Annotated in this window: 19 protein-coding genes and 3 pseudogenes; 9 read left to right on the top strand and 13 right to left on the bottom strand. The window is 32.7% G+C overall.

What is annotated here, in order from left to right:
- Positions 1 to 8: 8 nt before the first annotated feature.
- The 5 genes from CDLVIII_RS31935 to CDLVIII_RS10570 all read right to left on the bottom strand — a co-directional run bounded on the left by CDLVIII_RS31935 (position 9) and on the right by CDLVIII_RS10570 (position 5802).
- The gene (locus tag CDLVIII_RS31935; protein WP_242835882.1) at positions 9 to 266 is read right to left on the bottom strand and encodes a hypothetical protein; all 258 of its coding nucleotides are present in this window, start codon (positions 264 to 266) and stop codon (positions 9 to 11) included.
- 140 nt (positions 267 to 406) lie between these two features.
- Positions 407 to 598, bottom strand: a complete 192-nt coding sequence (locus tag CDLVIII_RS10585) for a hypothetical protein (RefSeq protein ID WP_186005554.1) — start codon at positions 596 to 598, stop codon at positions 407 to 409.
- A 326-nt stretch (positions 599 to 924) separates the two neighbouring features.
- Positions 925 to 1974: an AraC family transcriptional regulator gene (locus CDLVIII_RS10580; RefSeq protein WP_009169446.1), complete on the bottom strand. Its 1050-nt coding sequence runs from the start codon at positions 1972 to 1974 to the stop codon at positions 925 to 927.
- A gap of 720 nt (positions 1975 to 2694) precedes the next feature.
- Positions 2695 to 3972 (bottom strand): MFS transporter, encoded by a 1278-nt coding sequence (locus CDLVIII_RS10575; RefSeq protein ID WP_009169445.1) that lies wholly within the window; start codon positions 3970 to 3972, stop codon positions 2695 to 2697.
- 138 nt (positions 3973 to 4110) lie between these two features.
- Positions 4111 to 5802, bottom strand: a complete 1692-nt coding sequence (locus tag CDLVIII_RS10570) for an alpha-glucosidase (RefSeq protein ID WP_009169444.1) — start codon at positions 5800 to 5802, stop codon at positions 4111 to 4113.
- Positions 5803 to 6059: 257 nt separating this feature from the next.
- On the opposite strand from CDLVIII_RS10570, the pseudogene CDLVIII_RS31930 reads away from it, so the two are divergent.
- Together CDLVIII_RS31930 and CDLVIII_RS30425 are read left to right on the top strand one after the other, a co-directional pair.
- Positions 6060 to 6128, top strand: a pseudogene (locus CDLVIII_RS31930) (hypothetical protein); the annotation flags it as partial.
- A 6-nt stretch (positions 6129 to 6134) separates the two neighbouring features.
- A complete protein-coding gene (locus tag CDLVIII_RS30425) occupies positions 6135 to 6365 on the top strand; it encodes a DUF2922 domain-containing protein (RefSeq protein ID WP_242835978.1) in 231 nt (76 codons plus the stop codon).
- A 558-nt stretch (positions 6366 to 6923) separates the two neighbouring features.
- Here CDLVIII_RS30425 and CDLVIII_RS10560 read toward each other — a convergent pair.
- Both CDLVIII_RS10560 and CDLVIII_RS10555 read right to left on the bottom strand, forming a co-directional pair.
- Positions 6924 to 7361, bottom strand: a complete 438-nt coding sequence (locus tag CDLVIII_RS10560; RefSeq protein WP_009169443.1) for a GNAT family N-acetyltransferase — start codon at positions 7359 to 7361, stop codon at positions 6924 to 6926.
- 211 nt (positions 7362 to 7572) lie between these two features.
- The gene (locus tag CDLVIII_RS10555; protein ID WP_009169442.1) at positions 7573 to 7944 is read right to left on the bottom strand and encodes a pyridoxamine 5'-phosphate oxidase family protein; all 372 of its coding nucleotides are present in this window, start codon (positions 7942 to 7944) and stop codon (positions 7573 to 7575) included.
- 173 nt (positions 7945 to 8117) lie between these two features.
- On the opposite strand from CDLVIII_RS10555, the pseudogene CDLVIII_RS10550 reads away from it, so the two are divergent.
- A pseudogene (locus CDLVIII_RS10550) lies at positions 8118 to 9543 on the top strand (PLP-dependent aminotransferase family protein).
- A gap of 172 nt (positions 9544 to 9715) precedes the next feature.
- Here CDLVIII_RS10550 and CDLVIII_RS10545 read toward each other — a convergent pair.
- Positions 9716 to 10102, bottom strand: a complete 387-nt coding sequence (locus CDLVIII_RS10545; RefSeq protein WP_009169440.1) for an SNF2-related protein — start codon at positions 10100 to 10102, stop codon at positions 9716 to 9718.
- Between the two features lie 155 nt (positions 10103 to 10257).
- Here CDLVIII_RS10545 and CDLVIII_RS10540 point away from each other — a divergent pair, with 155 nt between their 5' ends.
- Entirely contained in the window at positions 10258 to 10749 is a 492-nt protein-coding gene (locus CDLVIII_RS10540) for a CarD family transcriptional regulator (RefSeq protein ID WP_009169439.1), read from the top strand.
- A gap of 63 nt (positions 10750 to 10812) precedes the next feature.
- Here the strand turns inward: CDLVIII_RS10540 and CDLVIII_RS30420 are convergent, their stop codons facing one another.
- Both CDLVIII_RS30420 and CDLVIII_RS31925 read right to left on the bottom strand, forming a co-directional pair.
- Entirely contained in the window at positions 10813 to 10992 is a 180-nt protein-coding gene (locus CDLVIII_RS30420; RefSeq protein ID WP_085959795.1) for a nuclease, read from the bottom strand.
- Entirely contained in the window at positions 10965 to 11129 is a 165-nt protein-coding gene (locus CDLVIII_RS31925; protein WP_242835976.1) for a hypothetical protein, read from the bottom strand. Before CDLVIII_RS31925 ends, CDLVIII_RS30420 begins: the two co-directional genes overlap by 28 nt.
- 763 nt (positions 11130 to 11892) lie before the next feature.
- Between CDLVIII_RS31925 and CDLVIII_RS10530 the strand changes: the two genes are divergently transcribed.
- From CDLVIII_RS10530 to CDLVIII_RS10515, 4 genes are all read left to right on the top strand, one after another.
- Positions 11893 to 12453 carry a MarR family transcriptional regulator gene (locus tag CDLVIII_RS10530; RefSeq protein ID WP_009169438.1) on the top strand — a complete coding sequence of 187 codons (561 nt, stop codon included), beginning with the start codon at positions 11893 to 11895 and terminating at the stop codon, positions 12451 to 12453.
- Positions 12454 to 12582: 129 nt separating this feature from the next.
- On the top strand, positions 12583 to 12927 hold the full coding sequence (locus CDLVIII_RS10525; protein ID WP_009169437.1) for a hypothetical protein: 345 nt from the start codon (positions 12583 to 12585) through the stop codon (positions 12925 to 12927).
- 141 nt (positions 12928 to 13068) lie between these two features.
- Positions 13069 to 13740 (top strand): GDSL-type esterase/lipase family protein, encoded by a 672-nt coding sequence (locus CDLVIII_RS10520; RefSeq protein ID WP_009169436.1) that lies wholly within the window; start codon positions 13069 to 13071, stop codon positions 13738 to 13740.
- A gap of 48 nt (positions 13741 to 13788) precedes the next feature.
- Complete coding sequence (locus tag CDLVIII_RS10515) at positions 13789 to 14385, top strand: nitroreductase family protein (protein ID WP_009169435.1); 597 nt, start codon at positions 13789 to 13791, stop codon at positions 14383 to 14385.
- Between the two features lie 325 nt (positions 14386 to 14710).
- Here the strand turns inward: CDLVIII_RS10515 and CDLVIII_RS30630 are convergent.
- Together CDLVIII_RS30630 and CDLVIII_RS10510 are read right to left on the bottom strand one after the other, a co-directional pair.
- Positions 14711 to 14809 (bottom strand): annotated as a pseudogene (locus tag CDLVIII_RS30630) (SHOCT domain-containing protein); the annotation flags it as partial.
- A 17-nt stretch (positions 14810 to 14826) separates the two neighbouring features.
- A complete protein-coding gene (locus tag CDLVIII_RS10510; RefSeq protein ID WP_009169434.1) occupies positions 14827 to 16275 on the bottom strand; it encodes a cell wall-binding repeat-containing protein in 1449 nt (482 codons plus the stop codon).
- 364 nt (positions 16276 to 16639) lie between these two features.
- Here CDLVIII_RS10510 and CDLVIII_RS10505 point away from each other — a divergent pair, with 364 nt between their 5' ends.
- The gene (locus CDLVIII_RS10505) at positions 16640 to 17212 is read left to right on the top strand and encodes a sigma-70 family RNA polymerase sigma factor (RefSeq protein WP_009169433.1); all 573 of its coding nucleotides are present in this window, start codon (positions 16640 to 16642) and stop codon (positions 17210 to 17212) included.
- Positions 17213 to 17782: 570 nt separating this feature from the next.
- Here the strand turns inward: CDLVIII_RS10505 and CDLVIII_RS10495 are convergent.
- Complete coding sequence (locus tag CDLVIII_RS10495; RefSeq protein ID WP_009169432.1) at positions 17783 to 18991, bottom strand: L-serine ammonia-lyase, iron-sulfur-dependent, subunit alpha; 1209 nt, start codon at positions 18989 to 18991, stop codon at positions 17783 to 17785.
- Positions 18992 to 19098: the final 107 nt, after the last annotated feature.

Here is a 19098-nt window from a genome sequence, read left to right as displayed (position 1 = left end):
ACTCATTTTTAACTTATTATATCATAATTACCATATTTTTTTAACTTAACACAAAACAAAATTGTATAAAATAAAATATCATACAGCGCTCTTGCTGAGGCATGGACCAAACCAGCATCTGCTAGAAAAGCTAATGCATCTTCTTCTACTGTCCATTCCTTCCCATGATACTGTTTTTCTAATTTATGATAGAGTTTCCTTACTTTAATAGAGCTTTCAACCACATCACTAAAATTCATATCTTTCATTATATTCATCTTCTTCATATAAAAATTTGTGTTTAATATGTTGTCATTTTAGCAGGTTCAATTGAGCAACAGTTTGTCATATTAAAAATAAACTAATAATATTTTTCATTTATTTAAAACAAAAGAATTTATAAATACTTAGAAATTTATACTATTTGTTAAGTACAACATCTTCCCCATTGGCCTGGACTCATGCAGCCAATACATCTTGCTTTACTAGTATCACCAGAAGCCCAGTGATTTACCAAATTCAGTTCAGAGATTAATGGCGTAGCTATAGCTAAATACTCAATTGATGTGTAATTTAATACCTGGCTTGTGTTATCAAAATCTTTAATTCCACCTATCAAAATAATCGGCACTTTTTTCTCTTGAGCGATTTCTTTTGCATAATCAGCAAAATAGAAAGAATCTGTATCCTTAAATATATGCCAGACTCCACTTATTTCAATAGCATCTACTCCTGCCTCTATTATTTGTTCACATGCTGATAACTTCTAAAGAATTAGCTGAAAACTTCAAAGTTTCAACACAAACTATTTACCGAGATGTTGATGTTCTTTTTTCCGTTGGCGTACCTGTATACATGGGCAAAAGGAATTAGAGAGTATCCTTGAAAAGATGTGTGCAATATTCAATAATTCTTCTGATTACAGCTTCATAGAAATTAACTATTTCACAAAAAACGAACGCCAATAACAAATTGGCCAACTTTATCAACCAATGTATTCCAATTAATAGGCACACCCCAGTGTCCAAATGCTAAACCTACATTACTATCGAAATCTTGTAGAGTATGTTCACCTTTATCTAGGTTAAACATATCATTATATTCATAGGTTATTTTACAGAGTTCCTCAAAGTCATTTTTCCTTAATATATAAATTTTTCGATAGTTAGATGGCGAGGTTTTTACACGCTTCTTAAACATTTTACTAAAAGTCTGATAATTACTAAAGCCACATTCCTCACCAATCTGAGAGATACTTTTTTTACTGGATAATATTAGAAATTTTGCCTTTTCAATTCTCTTGGTCATAATGTAATCTCTCATTGACATTCCAATATGGTTTTTAATAAAGTGAGATAAATATGTTACACTCAAATGCTCCTTAGAAGCAATATCAGCAATTATTATATCATTGGATAAATTCTCATTAATATAAGACATAATTCGATCCAACCTTTTCAAGTTCTCTTCTTTCATGGGATAACCGTTATTTTTATGTAAATTATGTGGATAGAACCGAATAATCGAAGCAAGCATATCATTTAGTAACCCAATAACTGCAATTTCATAGGCGTCTTTCTTATCTTTATATTCCAATACAATTCTGGCTGCGCAACTTCTGATGTATTCATAAACATTTCTGTTCACTTCTTTCTGCGAGTCTGGTGAAAATTCAATATAATGCTTAATATCTTCATAGTATCCTGAAATGAAATCTGGATTAATTTGGAAGACAATATGTAGATTATCTTCACTGATTACCTCTGAGCTATGGCCGCAATTGCTGTTGATAAGTAACATTTCTCCAGCTTCTAAATTTTTTCCTTCACCTTCGACAATTATATTTATAGTACCATTTAAGACCAGAATTATCTCAATAGCACTATGCCAGTGATCTCCATTAGAGTAAAGCCAATAATCCTCAGTTCGTTCCTTCCCTACAAGCAAAATTTTTAGTGGCATTGATTTCTTATATTGTATCTTTTCATACCACATATCATTAATCCTCCTATTATTGATATTAAAATGAACCAAGTAATACCGATTCACACTTGGCGTAATCGCTTTCACCAAAATAACTTCACGACATGTCTAAGAAACCATTCTTGTGATTTACTCAGCTGAAAGCATAATCATACTCGCTTTTTTCGGTTCAAAATGGAAATTAGTCTAATTTTGAATAATATAAACCATCAAATTGTTGTCTTTTCATGAAAAAGTATTAAACACTTATAACATGATTACTATATTGAGATTATATTAATATTAGCTAATTGTACCATATTATATATCAAAACAAAATATTTCTAACTCCAGAAAAACAATTTGCAAATTATTAAAGAATTGGATAAGTTATATTTCACCTAGTTGGTTTTACATCCGGAATTTTGCACCAAAATTATATCTCTTTATATAGTAACGAGCCATTAAGATAGGGCTATTCTGACCTCTCAGTCGAGTAAGCAATGAGAGGTTCACCAACAAGAGCAAGTAAACTTAAAAACGGAGAAATGCAATTACCCTTTCTCCGTTTCAATATATAAATTAAATCTGTAACATCTAACAGAAACAACAAACAGACTGTCCACTTTCTAACATTTAATAAGAGTCCTAACCTTCATCTCGTTTGTTCAAGTATCAAGATTGATAATTTCCTCCATTAAAAACTATTTTTATATCAAAGAGCTAATATTGTGATTAGTAGTGGTTATTCGCTTATATAACTGTAGTTTCTCTTAGTAATTTTTCTTCTTCATCCTTTGCTGGCATCTCCGGAATAGGCATAACGGTAAGCCCACTTAAAATAGCAAACGCTGAGAATAGCAGGAAGAATCCGACAAAACCAAATCTTTCAAGTATCAAAGGGGCAAAAAGAGGAACTAACGATTGTGGCAGAGTAGCAGCTATATTAATAAGTCCAAGATCCTTAGCACTATTTTCTTTACTTGGCAAGATTCTTGTATTTAATGCTAAATCTACCGCAAAGTAAATTCCCTGTCCAAAACCGGCGATAGCTACGCCTAACAAAAACCCTTCAAAGTTATTACTAAATGCCATAATAGCAAGACCTATTGCCACTACAAAGGCGGAAGAAAACACAAACAATCTCTGTTTTCTAAATTTATCGCTTAAGAATCCTCCCAATGCACTTGAAACTACTGCAAATATTGATGACACTAAAGTTTGTATCAACATTTTTTCTGTTATTTGCGCCTCTGTTAAATCATAGCGCTGAGCGAAAACTACTACATTATAAACCGTGTACGAATTTGCAGCCATTATGAAAAATCGAGTTATCCATGCCCACATAAAATTAGGGTATTTGCGTGGACTAGGGAAAATAGACATTAAACTAAATGAGTTCTTTTCACTTAGCGGTTTCTGATATACAACTTTCCCTTCTTTTATCAAAACACAACAGATAATTGTAAGAAGTAAGCTTATACCGGCTGTTAATGTGAATTTAACAACTAAAGAACTATTAGTAACAGCGTTTATTAATGCAATTGCCACAAACATTCCAAGCATCTGAGATAGGCTCACAATTCCTGATGCTTTGCCCCGCTTTCCTTCATCCACTTGGTCTGCAATTAAAGCAACTAAGGCAGCCATATTAAAATTAAGAAATGCCTGAGCAGCGCACCAGAACACAAGTACCATCCATACATTAGTAGCGTATGCAATCCCTATCAAACTAGCACTACCTAATAGATCACCAATAAGAATCCATGTCCTTCTGCGTCCAAATTTAAACGGAGTGCGGTCGCTTATAGCACCGCCAACAGGATTCCCTACTAGTGCAAACAACACTGCAATACTCGTCACTAATCCTATGTTCACCGTTACTTTATTCGGGTCAATTTGAGTAAGTTTATAGGCAAGGAGTAAATACAAAGGAGCAACTATCGCTATGACTACTCCCATTTGCCCAATTAAGATGGCAATTACAAGTCTGATATAAGGTGTTTGGATTTGTTTAGTTTCTGTATTCATAATAACTTCCTTTCCAAAATATTATTTATATACATTGCCAAAGAAACAAACTCCATATCATCATTTCTTCAACTTTTCCAGATATCACATCATTGAATATTCCCAAAATAACTATCCCAATACTTTTATTCAGATTTTTTATAGAGTTAATTTATACACCACAGCCTCAAATGGACGCAAACTGATATCATGGAGCGTATTCAACTTATGATCTGCATAATTTGAAATCACCATCTCTTGAGATTTGTATATATTGCCTTCCGGCCATGAAAACCTAGCCTCTTCCCCTGAAAAGTTTAGAACAACTAAAAATTGCTCTGCTTCATTTGTTCTAATATACGAGAAAACCTTTTCATTATCTTTATCCAGTAGTTCAAAATCTCCATATATCAAAGCCATGTTATTCTTACGAAGTTTTATCATATCTCGGTAGTAATTATAAATAGACCCTTCATCATTTTCAGCCTGAGAAACATTTATCTCCTTATAATTTGTGTTAACTTTTATCCATGGATCCCCCTGGGTGAAACCTGCATTTTCAGATGAATCCCATTGCATTGGAGTTCTGGAGTTGTCTCTGCTGAAAGTATGAATTCTTTTAAGTATTTCCTCCGGATTAACTCCATCACCAACTTCAGAATTATATAAATTTATTGAAGCCAAATCGCGGTAATCATCAATAGAATTAAATGATACATTAGTCATACCAATTTCTTCACCTTGATAGATATATGGTGTTCCCCTAAGTGTAAGTAAAAATGTAGCAAGCATCTTTGCTGATTCTACCCTGTATTCCTTATCATTCCCAAATCTTGATAAGGCTCTTGGCTGGTCATGGTTCATTAAAAATTGGCTGTTCCATCCAATACCATCAAGTAACTTATCCTTTTCATTAAAAATCTCTTTAAATTCAGACAATTTCCAATCTCGTTTCTTCATACCAGTAAAGCCTGACTCCGACTCCATATCTATAGTCACATGTTCCATTCGAAAAATCATATTTAATTCGTTACGATCTTCCCCGACAGTTTTAATTACTTCTTCACCTGCAGAGCCAAAACATTCACCGACTGTCATACAGTCATACTTACTTAAGACTTTTCGGTTCATTTCTTTCATATATTCATGAAAACGAGGTCCATTAGCTAAATCTCTAAATTGATCCATAAAATTGTTGGCATCTGGCATTTCCGGAGCCTTTGAAATCATATTGATAACATCCATTCTAAATCCATCAATACCAAATTCAAACCACCAAGTCATCATATCATAAATATCCTGGCGTACCTTTTCATTTTCCCAATTCAAATCAGGTTGTTTTTCGTCGAACAAGTGTAGGTAATACTCTTCAGTCTGTTCGTCATATTTCCAGGCTTTTCCTCCAAACGCGCTGCTCCAGTTATTAGGTTCCTTTCCTTCAATTGCAGGTTTCCAAATGTAATAATCCCTGTATAGATTGCCTTTTGATTTTCTTGATTCAACAAACCACTGATGCTCATCTGACGTATGGTTAACAACAAGATCCATAATCAATTTCAACCCTTTATTGTGAGCCTCATCTAACAGTTTTTTCATATCTGTCAAATTCCCGAACTCATCCATGATAGCTTGATAATCTGATATATCATATCCATTGTCACAGTTTGGTGACTTGTAAACTGGATTCAACCAGATTACATCAACTCCTAAACTTTTTATGTAGTCCAGTTTTGAGATAACACCTTTCAAATCTCCAATTCCATCCCCATTCGAATCATAGAAGCTTCTCGGATAAACCTGATAAACTACAGCCTCTTTCCACCATTTTCTTTTTAATTCTAACTTCTTCATGTAAACCCTCCTAAGGTACCAATATTTTGTAACAAATATATAATATCACCTGATACAGCTTGATAAAATACGTTTACTTGTTGAAGAGTATGTAACTTTTTGCTGTATTTTGATTCGATAATAATTTGATTTAATAAATCTGCTATTACACTGGTTCTACTAATATTTTTATGTTTTAGTGCTTAGTTGTAAATACACCAAATCACCAAAATATAATGAAGCAATAAAACGAGAGACATACTAAACGGCTGCATGCCATGCTTGCCAATATCGGTATTTCTTGGTACATCGCTATAGAGCAAGGTAAAGACATACACCCTTCTTCTGAAGTATTGGAAAGTTTAGCCGCTGCATTAAGATTATCCGATGATGAACGCCGATATCTTTTTTTATTAGCTAAATCAGATAAAATTGGAGAGCCAGAAGCTTATAAAGAAATTAGTATAGGATTAGAGGATACCATAATTGATAGAAATATTTTCTTAACTAATTCTGGCTCTTTAATTAAAAAATCCGGTGCTCAATTAACTCAAAGACAAACTACTAAGTTTGAAGTAGTTTAGTTTTAGGTAAAATTATAGAAGCTCGTCCTTAATTTATGGATGAGCTTCTACTTCTATTGCTCCACTTTATTTAAATAGGTTTACTTTATAATCTCTTATTCTTGGCCTAAAGCCTTTCTACAGTCTTTACAGACAAGCTTCTCTTCAAATTCATGAACTTTTGTATCACTTTCACAAAATATGCAACCTCTACATTGGTATCATTAGATACCTCAAAATCACACAATCCAATAAATGGAAAAGAATGATCTAATAGGGTGTATAGACCATTCTGAATACTGATTAATATTTATTCAATAAGGGGTTAATAATGTTTAACTACTTTATGTTTATATATTACATGTTTATTATGTTAGTAATATGGCACTTTATTATTTACTTTGTTTATTCTTAACATAAGAATGAAAACACCATATATTTTAATTTCATGATTGCCTCTTAATTATACTTAATAAAATTCTATAATCATCCCGTTATATTTCTATTACATCTTTAAGAATATTACGAATCAAAATTTTACTATACAGTAGCTTTATTATAGACTAAGACAAGTAATTCTTAGACTTGTCTTCTAAAAACATAACTTGATTTGGTATATGCCATCTTATTTTCATAAAATCTATGTGCATCAACTCTTTCGAAGCCAGAAGAAAGCGCTACTATCCCACATCCATTTTCCTTACCCCAAGTTTGTATATGTAATAAAAGTTTTTCTCCATATCCTTTTGACCTATTACTTTCATCGGTGATTAAGTCATAAACCCAGATATGTTTTCCATAATATAAGTTTGTAAGCTCGATCACACCTGTAAGTGCAACAATTTTCCCTTTTTCAAATAGGGCAAACATCTTATAGCCTTCCTTGTACATCTCTTTTATAAGTTGTAAATATTTTTTCTCATCTAAATCAGTTAGTAATTGTTTCATTACTAAAAAAGCATCTTTCCACTGCTCTTCTTCTGTTAATTCTTTAATTGTTATTAAGTCCTCGGTCATTTTTTATTCCTCCTATCTCAATAAATTGAGTATTTTCTTTATTATGATCTAGTTTAGGTTTTCAACAATATTTTCTTTTAAGTGCATGACACAGCTGCTCCTACTACCCTAATTAAGTTAAAAATATTAAAAATGAATAGCATAAAAGAGCACTTTTTTAGTTCTTTCACTAATATAAAGTACTCTTTTCAAAAATCAAGTTATCTTATAACTATAATGTTTGCTTAGCAGATGCAACAGTTATTTCTAATACTCTACTTAAAAAAGGAAATTTATTCTTCACCATATCAAAGTCTGGACCCTCTACAAGGAATTTTGCAGTTCCTTCTATTAAAAATCCTGTTCCTGGATTTTGATGTCCCATAACCTCTTTGCTACCTAAAGTAACTTTAACTTTACTATTTGCTTCTATGTTTTTTTGAGTTCTTCTCATGCCTCCTGCAGGTATTAATATCCTACCATCTTCAGTAACACTAAGAAATGAATGCCAAGTATTAACTACATGCGCCTCATTGTTACTACAAGATACTATAGCTACTACACCTTCATGTGATATAACTTCAAGCAATTTTTCATTTAACATTTAAATTCCTCCTCTGTAATTCTACAAATTTAATTATTTTAATATTTTAAAAAGTCTTAATTTGTGCACATTGACTTTTCTATAAAACAATTATACAATCAATGTGTACTCATCAAAAGTGCCAATTTATTTTATTTTATAGGATACAGTTCATAAGGGGAGTGTTTAAAAAAATGATTGTTCTAGATAACGATTCAAGAGTTCCACTATATTTGCAAATTTATGAGCAGTTATAAAGAAGAGATAATTTCAGGACAGCTTTTGGAAGGCAGTAAGCTATATTCAACACGAACGCTTGCAACAACATTAAATGTCAGTAGAAATACAGTAGAAAGTGCTTATCTACAACTTTCTTCTGAAGGATATGTCACAAGTAAAGCAAACAGCGGATTCATAGTTGAAAAACTAGATAGTATGCTAATCACTAAGTTAAAGATAGAGAACTCTGTCAATATTGAAAAATATATAAAAACTACTTTACCTAAGATGAATTCTGATAATAATTATAAGTATAATTTCAAATATGGAAAGTTAAATGCTTCTGATTTTCCTTTGCGCTTATGGAGAAGGATATCAAATAAATGCTTGGCCTCTATAAATGCTGAAGTTATGACATCCTATACTAGCAGTAAAGGCGAAAAAGAATTACGAATAGAAATAATGAATTATTTAAATAAATCAAGGGGTGTCTCATGTACCTCAGAACAGATTATTATTACTTCAGGCTTTGAGCAGTGTTTAAGTTTACTATGCCAAATGTTCAGAAACAATTTTTCTAAAGTAGCTTTAGAAGATCCTGGCTACATTGGTGCAAGAAAGATATTTAACAATAACGGATATGATGTTGTTCCAATTAGCTTAGACAAGGATGGAATAAATATTACTGAATTAGAAAATAGCTCCACAAAGATAGTATATGTAACCCCCTCACATCAATTTCCGACTGGATCAGTGATGCCAATTCAAAAAAGATTACAATTATTAGATTGGGCAAGAAGAGAAAATGGAATTATAATTGAAGATGATTATGATAGTGAACTTCGTTACAATTCAAGGCCAATACCTTCAATACAAGGTATTGATTCAAAAGGCTGTGTTATATATATTGGTACTTTTTCAAAGTCTTTCTCCCCAAGCTTGCGATTGAATTATATGGTATTACCTCAATCATTACTAGAAATATATGATAATTTTTTTAGTAGCTACCAAACCTCAGTTCCAATAGTTGAGCAAAAAATAATTCAACAGTTTATGCATTTAGGACATTGGGATAGTCATCTGCGTAAAATATCTCTTCTAAATAAAAGAAGACATGATATGTTAATCCACTCTATCCATAAATTTATGGGAGACAATGTTATTATTCATGGTAAAAATGCAGGTTTGCATATCTTGATAGAATTAAACAATGGATTATCTGAAGAAGAGATAATAAAAAAGGCTAAAGAATATGGTGTTATAGTTTCTCCTGTATCTACATATTGGTTACGAAAGGATAAATATTCTAATAATATGGTTTTTCTTGGTTTTGGTGGAATGACTGAGAGTGAGATTGCTGAAGGTATTAATTTACTTAGTAAGGCATGGTTTAGTAAGTAAATCCTACTAAAAAATCAAAATAGACATTATAAGAGCTGTCGCATTAGCGGATTAAACTCCATTAGCGATAGCTCATTTTTTAGCTTGCATAAAATATTTCCTAAATCAGATATTAGGCTGATTATTAAATCTTTAAAAATAAGCACACTTTATATATTTCATATTTATCATTTCATTTCACATCTGTTTTAGTTCTTTGGCTATTTAAAAATAAATAATTTTCAACTAACCACACAACATTATCTCTGCTTGTAACATGAATATCTGCATCCTTTTTTGCTGCTTCATCTCTTTGTTTTGGAGTTACTAAGATTATTGATATCCTTAATTCTTTTAGGTGATCCCATTTGTCTACTTCTGTGGACCAAGTATCTTCTGCAACTCTCTTTGGAGCTATAACTAAAACTTTATTTGTATCACCTAAGAATAATAAATTATCTATTGCAGTTAATGAACTAACCGTTTTGCCCATTCCCATATCTAGAAATAAACCTGCTGGATTATGATCTATAACATGATTGATCGCGTATTTTTGATAATCCCAAAGTTTAAAATCCATATTATCACCTTCTTTCTTTGAACTTCATAAGCTTAAATATATATCTCCAAAAAAAAATATTGACTATGATAAATTATCGTGATAAAATAAAAAATTAGCAAAAAAATTCTAAATGTGATATACTAAATATATTATTCAATTTAGGAGGAGATTTTTTGTTTGATATTGGAAATAAAGTGGTTTATCCAACCCAAGGAATAGGAATAATAAGTAACATTGAAAAAAGAGAATTTAAAGGTGAAAAGCAAGATTATTATAAAATAAAAATTTTTAATAATACTATGACATTAAGTTTACCAGTTAGTAGAGCTGGTGTATCAAACCTCAGATTAATAAGTGATTCAGAGGCTATAGATATAGGATTAGAAAGTATTAATAATGCTATGTCAGAGACGAACGACTATACGGAATATACATCAAAAGAGCGAATGGCTGCTAATTCAAAAAGGATAAAATCAGGATCACTGAGAAGTACTCTAGAGATTATATATGATCTAACTCAAGTTAAAATAAATAGTAAATTAAATGCAACAGAAAAGCAGGTTTTAAAAAATGCGAAAGATTCTGTAATAAAAGAAATTTCTTATGCAAAAGAATTATCAATAGAAGATTCAACTAATTTATTAAAGAATGCAATAAAATATTAATTAATTATAATAAGGTGATTTTGTATAACATCAGCATAAAATCACTTTGCCTTTTCTTTCTATTTACATATTCAGCATTACTTCCTTAATAAACAAATCTACTTTTTCAACTGTATCTATACATTCAACTTGAAATCCAAGTTTTCTAAGCTCTCTAGCCCTATATTCTTGAATTTTTCTAGCTTTTTTGCCTAGTGTATTAAGTTCTACAAATATTACTTTTCCACCAGGTAAGAGCACCATACTCTATCGCCATCTTCTTTATTTATATCATATTTATTGTCTATATATTCAATAGCCTTATCAACTAAATTAGATGGATCAGTCTTCCTTGATTTGTTCTTTCCTGCAGAATTTTTATCAACTGGCTTAACATCAATATTTACATATTTCTGATTAAATTGTTTAAAATAATTAATCTCTGTATCTTTACCTTAAGATACAATCAATACAAGAGGTTTAACTTTTCTTTTTCTTCTTTTTTCTCTAGATGATATAGATATTATGATTTGTTTACATGGTCAAGGAAGCACCTACTATGAACACTCAGATCGTATTGAAATCACTGTTCCCGATTCAGCTACAAATCTAAAAAAGCTTTGTAATGACGATACTAATATTTTAAATTCAAGAAAAGTCATAAATAAATTTATAGTGAATTTGTTGATATTGAAATTCCAAATGTTTTGTCACATATCTCTAGTGCTGTATATAATCCAGTATATGACCCCAAAGGGATTCAAGGCATTTAAATACTCTGGCTTTTGATGATAAAATAAAAATAAGCTCTAGAGCATCTCTAGATTATTCGACGGCTATTGATGCAAGAAATTATGAAAATAATAAAAATGAAGCATTTATATGCAACAGCTAAATCCTATATTTTTCTTTAAAGTAACCTGTTTTTACATGTATATCGGCTTAACTCAAATATTGCGAGAGTTTGAAAATTTATATAATGGGCAGTGCGCAAATATTATATGCGGGCTGCTTTTTTGTTTTTCAATTTTCTCCATCAATAAATTATCACAATTTTTTTAAAAGTATTGACAGATAGTTAAGTACTTGATAATATATAAACAAGTACTTGATAATTAATCAGTTGATAAAAAACAAAATATAATGTTATTGGAGGATAAGGTAATGAATAGCAAAATTAATTTAATGGAACAGTTTTCCCGAGTGACGATGCTTTTTCACAGATTTTCGCATCACATTAGAAATGAAAATGAAGCATTTACGGACCCGAACAGAGGGCAAGGACGCATTTTAGCGTTGCTTAAAGCACAGCCAAAAATTAGCCAGAAAGAAATTTCGAATCATCTAGATATGAGTAATCAGGCATTAAGTCAGCTGCTTACCAAGCTTGAAAAATCCGGGTATATAAGTCGGACACAATCAGAGACAGACAGGAGGGTTATGAACATAGAACTTACCAAGATGGGTGAAGACGCTGCAAAGCAAGCGGAACAAAGCAAACAGAACTCAGATCAAATTTTTAATTGCCTCAGTGAGGTTGAGAAAAATAATTTGAGTGAATACTTATCAAAAATTTCTGCAGAGCTTGAAAAACAAATGGGTGAAAACGGTGGGCTTGATGACCTATGGGAGGCTTTTCGTGATGCTATGGGACCAAACGGCGAAGTACCTCCGAAGATGCTTGAAATGATGGAACAACATTTTAAAAAGCAGCACCGTAAATAATTTTAACCAATTAAAATCATCGGCAATACTTAATTTTGCATACAATAGCAGGATTAAGTAAAAATAATAATGCAGTAAATTTATAATCTATTTTATTAGTCAGTAAGAAATAAATATTGGAGGTATATTATGATTGCAACAGAAAAAGGAAATATGATGATTAGCCCAAAGCAGCCTGGTACAGTGCTTAAAATGCGCGCGAAGGCTGGAAAAGGAGATGCTCTATTTGAACTTACCAATAAACTACATTACAATGGTGACCCAGATGGTCCAGTAGACTGGATACTTTGCCAAGATGACAAGGATTCAGACATTTTGTGGGCATTCGAGTTTTACAAAGATGCGGATTCATTCATTCGCCATTTCACTAATCCAGCTATCGAAGATGGTCACGATCAAGTTTTGGAACTTTTGGCCGAAATGCCTATGAGAGTCGAAGTTCACGCAGCATTCTCTAGTTTCCAAGCTAAATAATAATATTGTACCCATTTGTCCATGTCATAAAATCAAATAACTCTGTCAGCTGATTATAGTAATAAATTAGAGTTTTTGGTGAGATATGCTGAACCACACGTAAACTAAAACTATAGTAATTACGAAAAGGAGTTGTTATTTATGTCAGAACAATCAACATCACTAACGAATATGAACCCTGATATCGAGCAATATAAAAGTGACCTACGAGCACGCTTTGCGAAAGAGAATCAAACAGCCCAAAAAGGACAAATTGTTTTCGTCGGGTCTTCCACTATGGAAATGTTCCCAATTGAAAAAATGCAGCAAAATCTTGGCTTGGACAAACTGATTTATAATCGAGGGATTCGTGCAACGACGACAGCGGAGCTGCTGATGACGATGGATGTCTGTATTTTCGATTTGGCGCCGAGCAAAATTTTTATTAATATTGGTTCAAATGATGCGGGCTTCGGCGTTCCAGAAGACACTTTTCTCTCAAATTATGACGAAATTTTGCGGCAAATCAAGGAAGAATTGCCCGAGACACAGGTATTTGTGATGGCTTATTATCCGGTCAATCCGGTGGCAGATTTCGGTGAGTCAGAAGCCGAGCACGAGGCATTTTTTTCGAAGCGAAACAATGAAATACTTGAATTAGCAAGCAGTAAAGTGGCGCTGCTTGCGCAAAAGTATCACTATAAATTTATCAATGTCAATGATGGCTTAGCCGATGCTGACGGAAATTTGCGGAAAGAGCTCACATTTGATGGGGGGCACATGTATCCCGCAGGGTATGAAATTGTGCTTAGGAATATGAAAAAGTATTTATAAGCAAATGCATATAAAGTAAGCAGAAATAAATTAATGGAGGATTTTATTATGAACGAAACATTGTCAGTAATTAAAAGCAGACGTAGTATTAAGAGTTTTAAGCCAGAGCAAATCAAGGACACTGAACTTGAAGCTATTTTGGAAGCCGGAACATATGCACCTTCAGCCTCGAATCAACAGTCATGGCATTTCACAGTCGTTCAAAATGAGCGTTTAATTGATCAATTATCTGAAGCAATAAAAAAAGTATACGCAATGATGCCAGTTTCGTTTTTAGAGCAGATGAAAAATGATAAAAAAGCTCAGTTTTTACAGAAGATAGGAAACAATGAAAAAGTTCATTTATTTCATAATTCCCCTACTATTGTTGTGATTTCAGGTGACAAAACAGAAATGTACACAGCAGAAAACTGTTCTCTTGCTGCCGGAAATATGATGAATGCCGCTAAATCTTTAGATGTTGGCTCATGCTGGGTTAGCGGTTTGCCACAACTTATTGATGCAGATCCCGATAACCAATTCATAAAAGAGCTGAACATTCCTGAAGGTTATAAACCTGTGTGTGTTATTTTGTTGGGATACAACGCTGGAGCGGATACGAAAGCACCTGAGAGGAGAAAAAACGTAGTAAACTATGTTAAATAATTCTCTGTAATTAGTTCCCAAAAGGTTCATTTCTGAGTATTTAGGTATTGTCCATGAACTAAAAAGGCACTTATGCCTTTTTAGTTCTACTTTACCTATGGGGACACACTTTAGAGTATAAAAATTAAGGAATTCATGATTTCTAGATCCTTAGAGTGTAATTTCCGCGTTTTGCTGCCTGCTTTTCATCTATTAATGTTCTATTACTTCTTAAATGATAAATTTGATTACTGCTTTATATTATTTATAGCAAATGATTTAATTAGCAATTCGACTCTAGCCAGAGCGGCACCATTAATTTTAGTGAATTGCCATATTACTTGGTTTAGATACCTTGTAGCATGGCTTTTCTCTTTACATATTCTTCTTGACTCATTTCTCCACTTGCAAATTTTTCATTAAGGATTTTCATTGGATCATTAGAGATAAAATCGTTTTATTTTATCCTAATAATTCATCTATACAAATTACTCTATAATCAGTATTACCGAATTCACATCTATGCCCCTTATTCATTTTCTTTTTACAATTACAAGTAGTTTTTTTATAATTTTTGTCATCATATTCATGAATATGCATTTCATGCGTATATTCCATGTTTTCTTCCTCTTCCATCCCCATCATTTTATCATGCATGTCAGTCATTCCATGTTCCATTTTCATCATTTTACCTTGTTGATTCATATTATCCATATGCATGCAACTTGAGCAATGCTTACCGGGTTCCATATTCATCATTTGGTGGTTCATACTCATAATCTTATTCATGTCACAATCCATACCCATCTTTCCATCATACATTTCATACTTCGTGTTCATCATCTTATGGTTCATCTCCATCATGTGATGATCCATGTCCATCATTTCATGATCAATAGAAAGCATTTCTTCAATCATTATTTGTTCTTTATAACTAATATTTTGAGTAGATCCTAAAATAAATCCATGCATAAATGGAGGTTTAGGCATATCTTTTGGCAGCATAGGTTTCACCGATTTAACATATCTTTCTACTACTTCAGGTGTTCTATCTTTTCCCACTAAAAGAGATGGGGTATGCTTACCCATATGAGCAAATAATACACCAGCTATAATATCCATTGGCTTATTAAGCACTCCAAATGTAAAAGCATGACCTTCTCGATAATCTCTCCCCCATCCAAATTCAGTTTTAGAATCTTTGTATTTAGCAAAATTTACTGCTATCTCATAAGGATTATCGCCATTTATTCTATCTACATGCTTAACATTATCAAACTGTGAAAAGTATTTTTCAAAGTTGTTTGATACAGTCTTAGTGGAACCAATTATATAAATATTAATATCATTCACTTTTTTGATTACTTCTAGTACACATTCTGGAATCCTATTTTTCTGTACAAACAAAATTGGATCTCCATGATGTGCTGCCCAATACCCAGAAACAATTCCTTCAGAGTAATCTTCGCCAGACATTATAAGAATATTTTTAAATTCTCTCCTTGCCCTAGCTATCATGCATGCAGTTTCATAATGATTACTACCGCCAATATGATGTGTTTTAAACCCATAATGATTTAATTCTGAAAATACATTTTTTGAAATATTACCAACTAAAATCACATGAATTCCATTGTAGCCCTTAGGGGACAATCTTTGAATTTCTTTTATTGTTTCTTCATTCAAACTGTTACTATCTGTAAATAAAAGAGAAGCGTTAATTGGAAAATGAATTAATGAAGTAGCTGCTATTGCATCAAAAATTTCATTTTTGTTAACTAATATGACAGCATTAGGTCTCATATTACTAAAGCCAATTTTTGATACTTCTACAGCTGTATCTATAGAATCAGCGCTACAAATTCTTGTAGTATTTAATGTAAGCGGACAATTTTCTAAAGTGTTATTCATTATTTTCCTCCTGGAACTTTATCAATAAATAACATATGATTGAATAATATATTTTGCTATAACATAAAAACTGCTAGTGTAACCATAATGGAATTGGTGTAACGTTTCTAATAATAAATATTTTATCATTAGTTTTTTTATCAACCATATAATTTAGAAAATAAATTGTCTTTCCCCCAAAATCTTTTTTATAAGAAAATTCTTAGCAAACGCATGTAAGTCGAGCTTCCTTTAAAAATTTTATCTCATATCAAAATTTTATATTTACATATAAGATATATGTTCATTTACCATATATACTAAATGTAGAGGTTATTTTTATTATTTCTACCATAAATTTATTTTTTAAATGGAGGCGGCCTATATGGATTATGATTATATTGAAAGCTTAGTTTACAAATGCAAAAATGGAGATGTGATAGCAAAAGAAAATTTAGCTAGTGAATTTAGACCTTTAATTATTAATATTTCAAAAAGAACTTTTATAGATGGATTTGATAGAAATGACATAAAGAATGAGTGCTATCAGTCACTTTTTAAATGTGTTTCTTTATACAATCTAGAGAAACATAAATTTGTTGCTTATGCTTCTAATGGAATAAAGAATAACATAAATGACTTAATTAAGCATATTAAAACTAGAAGCTCAACTAACGGCGATGATGCTTTAAGCCTTCATGCTGATGTTGAAAAAGATTTACCTTCTCAAGGTATAAGCCTGGAAGATTTATTTTGTGATAGATGCGATTCTGAAGATTTAAAGCTGGCCATAAATAATTTGACTGAAGAGGAAAAAGAACTTATTGATTTTATATTCTTTAAAAATAATACTATTCAAGATTATGCGTACTATAAAAATATGTGTTACTCAACAGCTTGCCTTAAAAAGAAAATTACATTAAAGAAAATTTATGATTATATTTCTTTAGATTATTAAAATATCTATGTTTAAAAACCAAGGTCACATGAGCCTTGGTTTTTCTTTACAATATATCTTACTTGACATTGTTTTATTCAAAAGAAAAGCTATTTACAATCTCCGTAGTCTTATTAATATAATCTTCAGCTACTTTATCAATTCCATTGCAAATATATTTGAGAGAACATCCCTCACATTTAAATAACAATAATTTATTTGCAGCTTCAAAGAAGTTTATCCGATAGCTAGCATCCGTAACACACTCACTTCTTCAAGTGACGCTAACGGCTGCACGCTCCTGGATGAGTAAAACTCTATCTGCTGCTATTATGGATATATGTTTTAAGCTCAAAATAACATTAAAAATCAATAATATTTTTATGTCAAAACCTTCTCAAGCCGCATTTTTCAAGCATATTCTTAAGAATATTTATGGTGATATGGCTCACAATATATATTCTTATATGGTAATATTCTTCAGAATAAATATGGTAGAGAATATTTATGGTAAACCATATTAGAATATACAGCAATTTAGCATATATTCTAAGCAAGAATACCAGTAAAGGAAAATGCTCATGTCTGAGTTTAGATGTCTATTTTGTAGAGTTTGGCGAGCCCACCATCTGCAGTTTCGCGGTAATCGCTGCTCATATCCAGGCCAGTTTCATACATAGTCTGTACAACCAGATCAAACGATATCTTACGGGTGTTTGACAAGAAATTTGCCAGACTCAGCGCATTGATAGCTCTCATCGCAGCCACGGCGTTCCGCTCTATGCAAGGGATCTGAACAAGTCCGCAGATTGGATCACAGGTTAACCCCAAATGGTGCTCCAACGCGACCTCCGCTGCATACTCAATCTGGTCGATACCCATTCCAAACAACTCTGAAAGAGCTGCCGATGCCATGGAGCAAGCAGTACCAACTTCCCCCTGACAGCCACATTTAGCACCGCTGATGGATGCATTCTGCTTGATTAGGTTGCCAATTAGACCTCCAACTGCCAGAGCCCGTATGATCTGTTCGTCCGTCACATTTTTCTTCTCTTGCATATAACGGAGCACTGCCGGCACCACACCGCTTGCGCCACATGTTGGGGCTGTTACGATTGTACCACCGGCGGCATTCTGCTCGCTGACAGCGAAAGCATAAGCACAGACAATCCTGTTTTCACGAGTCTCCGGGCTCTCATCGATATGCCGCTGGTTATAAAGAAATTGCGCCTTTCGTTCTACGTTGAGACCACCTTCTAGAACACCTGTGGATATAAGCCCTTCGTTAATGGAATGCTTCATCGCATCCCAGATTTCATAGAGAAAATCCCAAATCTTTTTGCCTTCGCACTGCTCGATGTACTCGCTTAGGCTGATATTGTTTGCTTTACAGAGGCTGCTGATTTCTGCAAAGGTATTTTCCTTATATATATCCGGTACCAACATTTCCTCACGCCCATCGATAACTATATCCCCGCCGCCGACACTTACAACACGCATTGATGTTGTTTGCCGCCCGTCTTTGTAATCTAAAAAATCAATGGTATTGGGATGAGGCAGAATAAAATCTGCGTGAGTAATAAATTCAATCTCAGTTGGAACTGGTGACAGTGCCTTAATAATGGCCTTGTCAGTCATATGACCCTTGCCCGTTTTTGCAAGGGAACCATAAATCAATACCTTGAAGCGTTCTGCGCCCTCATTTTCTGTTTTAAAGATTCTAGCGGCTTTTTCCGGACCCATTGTATGGGAACTGGACGGCCCACTGCCGATCTTATATAATTCTGTCAATGATTTCATATCGCCCTTATCTCCTTTCTTTGTGCTGTTTGAAGATCAAAAGACCTTCCTTTCCCTTGACCAATATATTCATCTAATTATAGGCTAGTTGGTCGAATCGGACAAAA

Source organism: Clostridium sp. DL-VIII, assembly GCF_000230835.1.
In the GTDB taxonomy this organism is placed as follows: Bacteria; Bacillota; Clostridia; order Clostridiales; family Clostridiaceae; genus Clostridium.
Note: the sequence above shows the minus strand (reverse complement) of the source record. Positions and strands in the feature narration are given on the sequence as shown.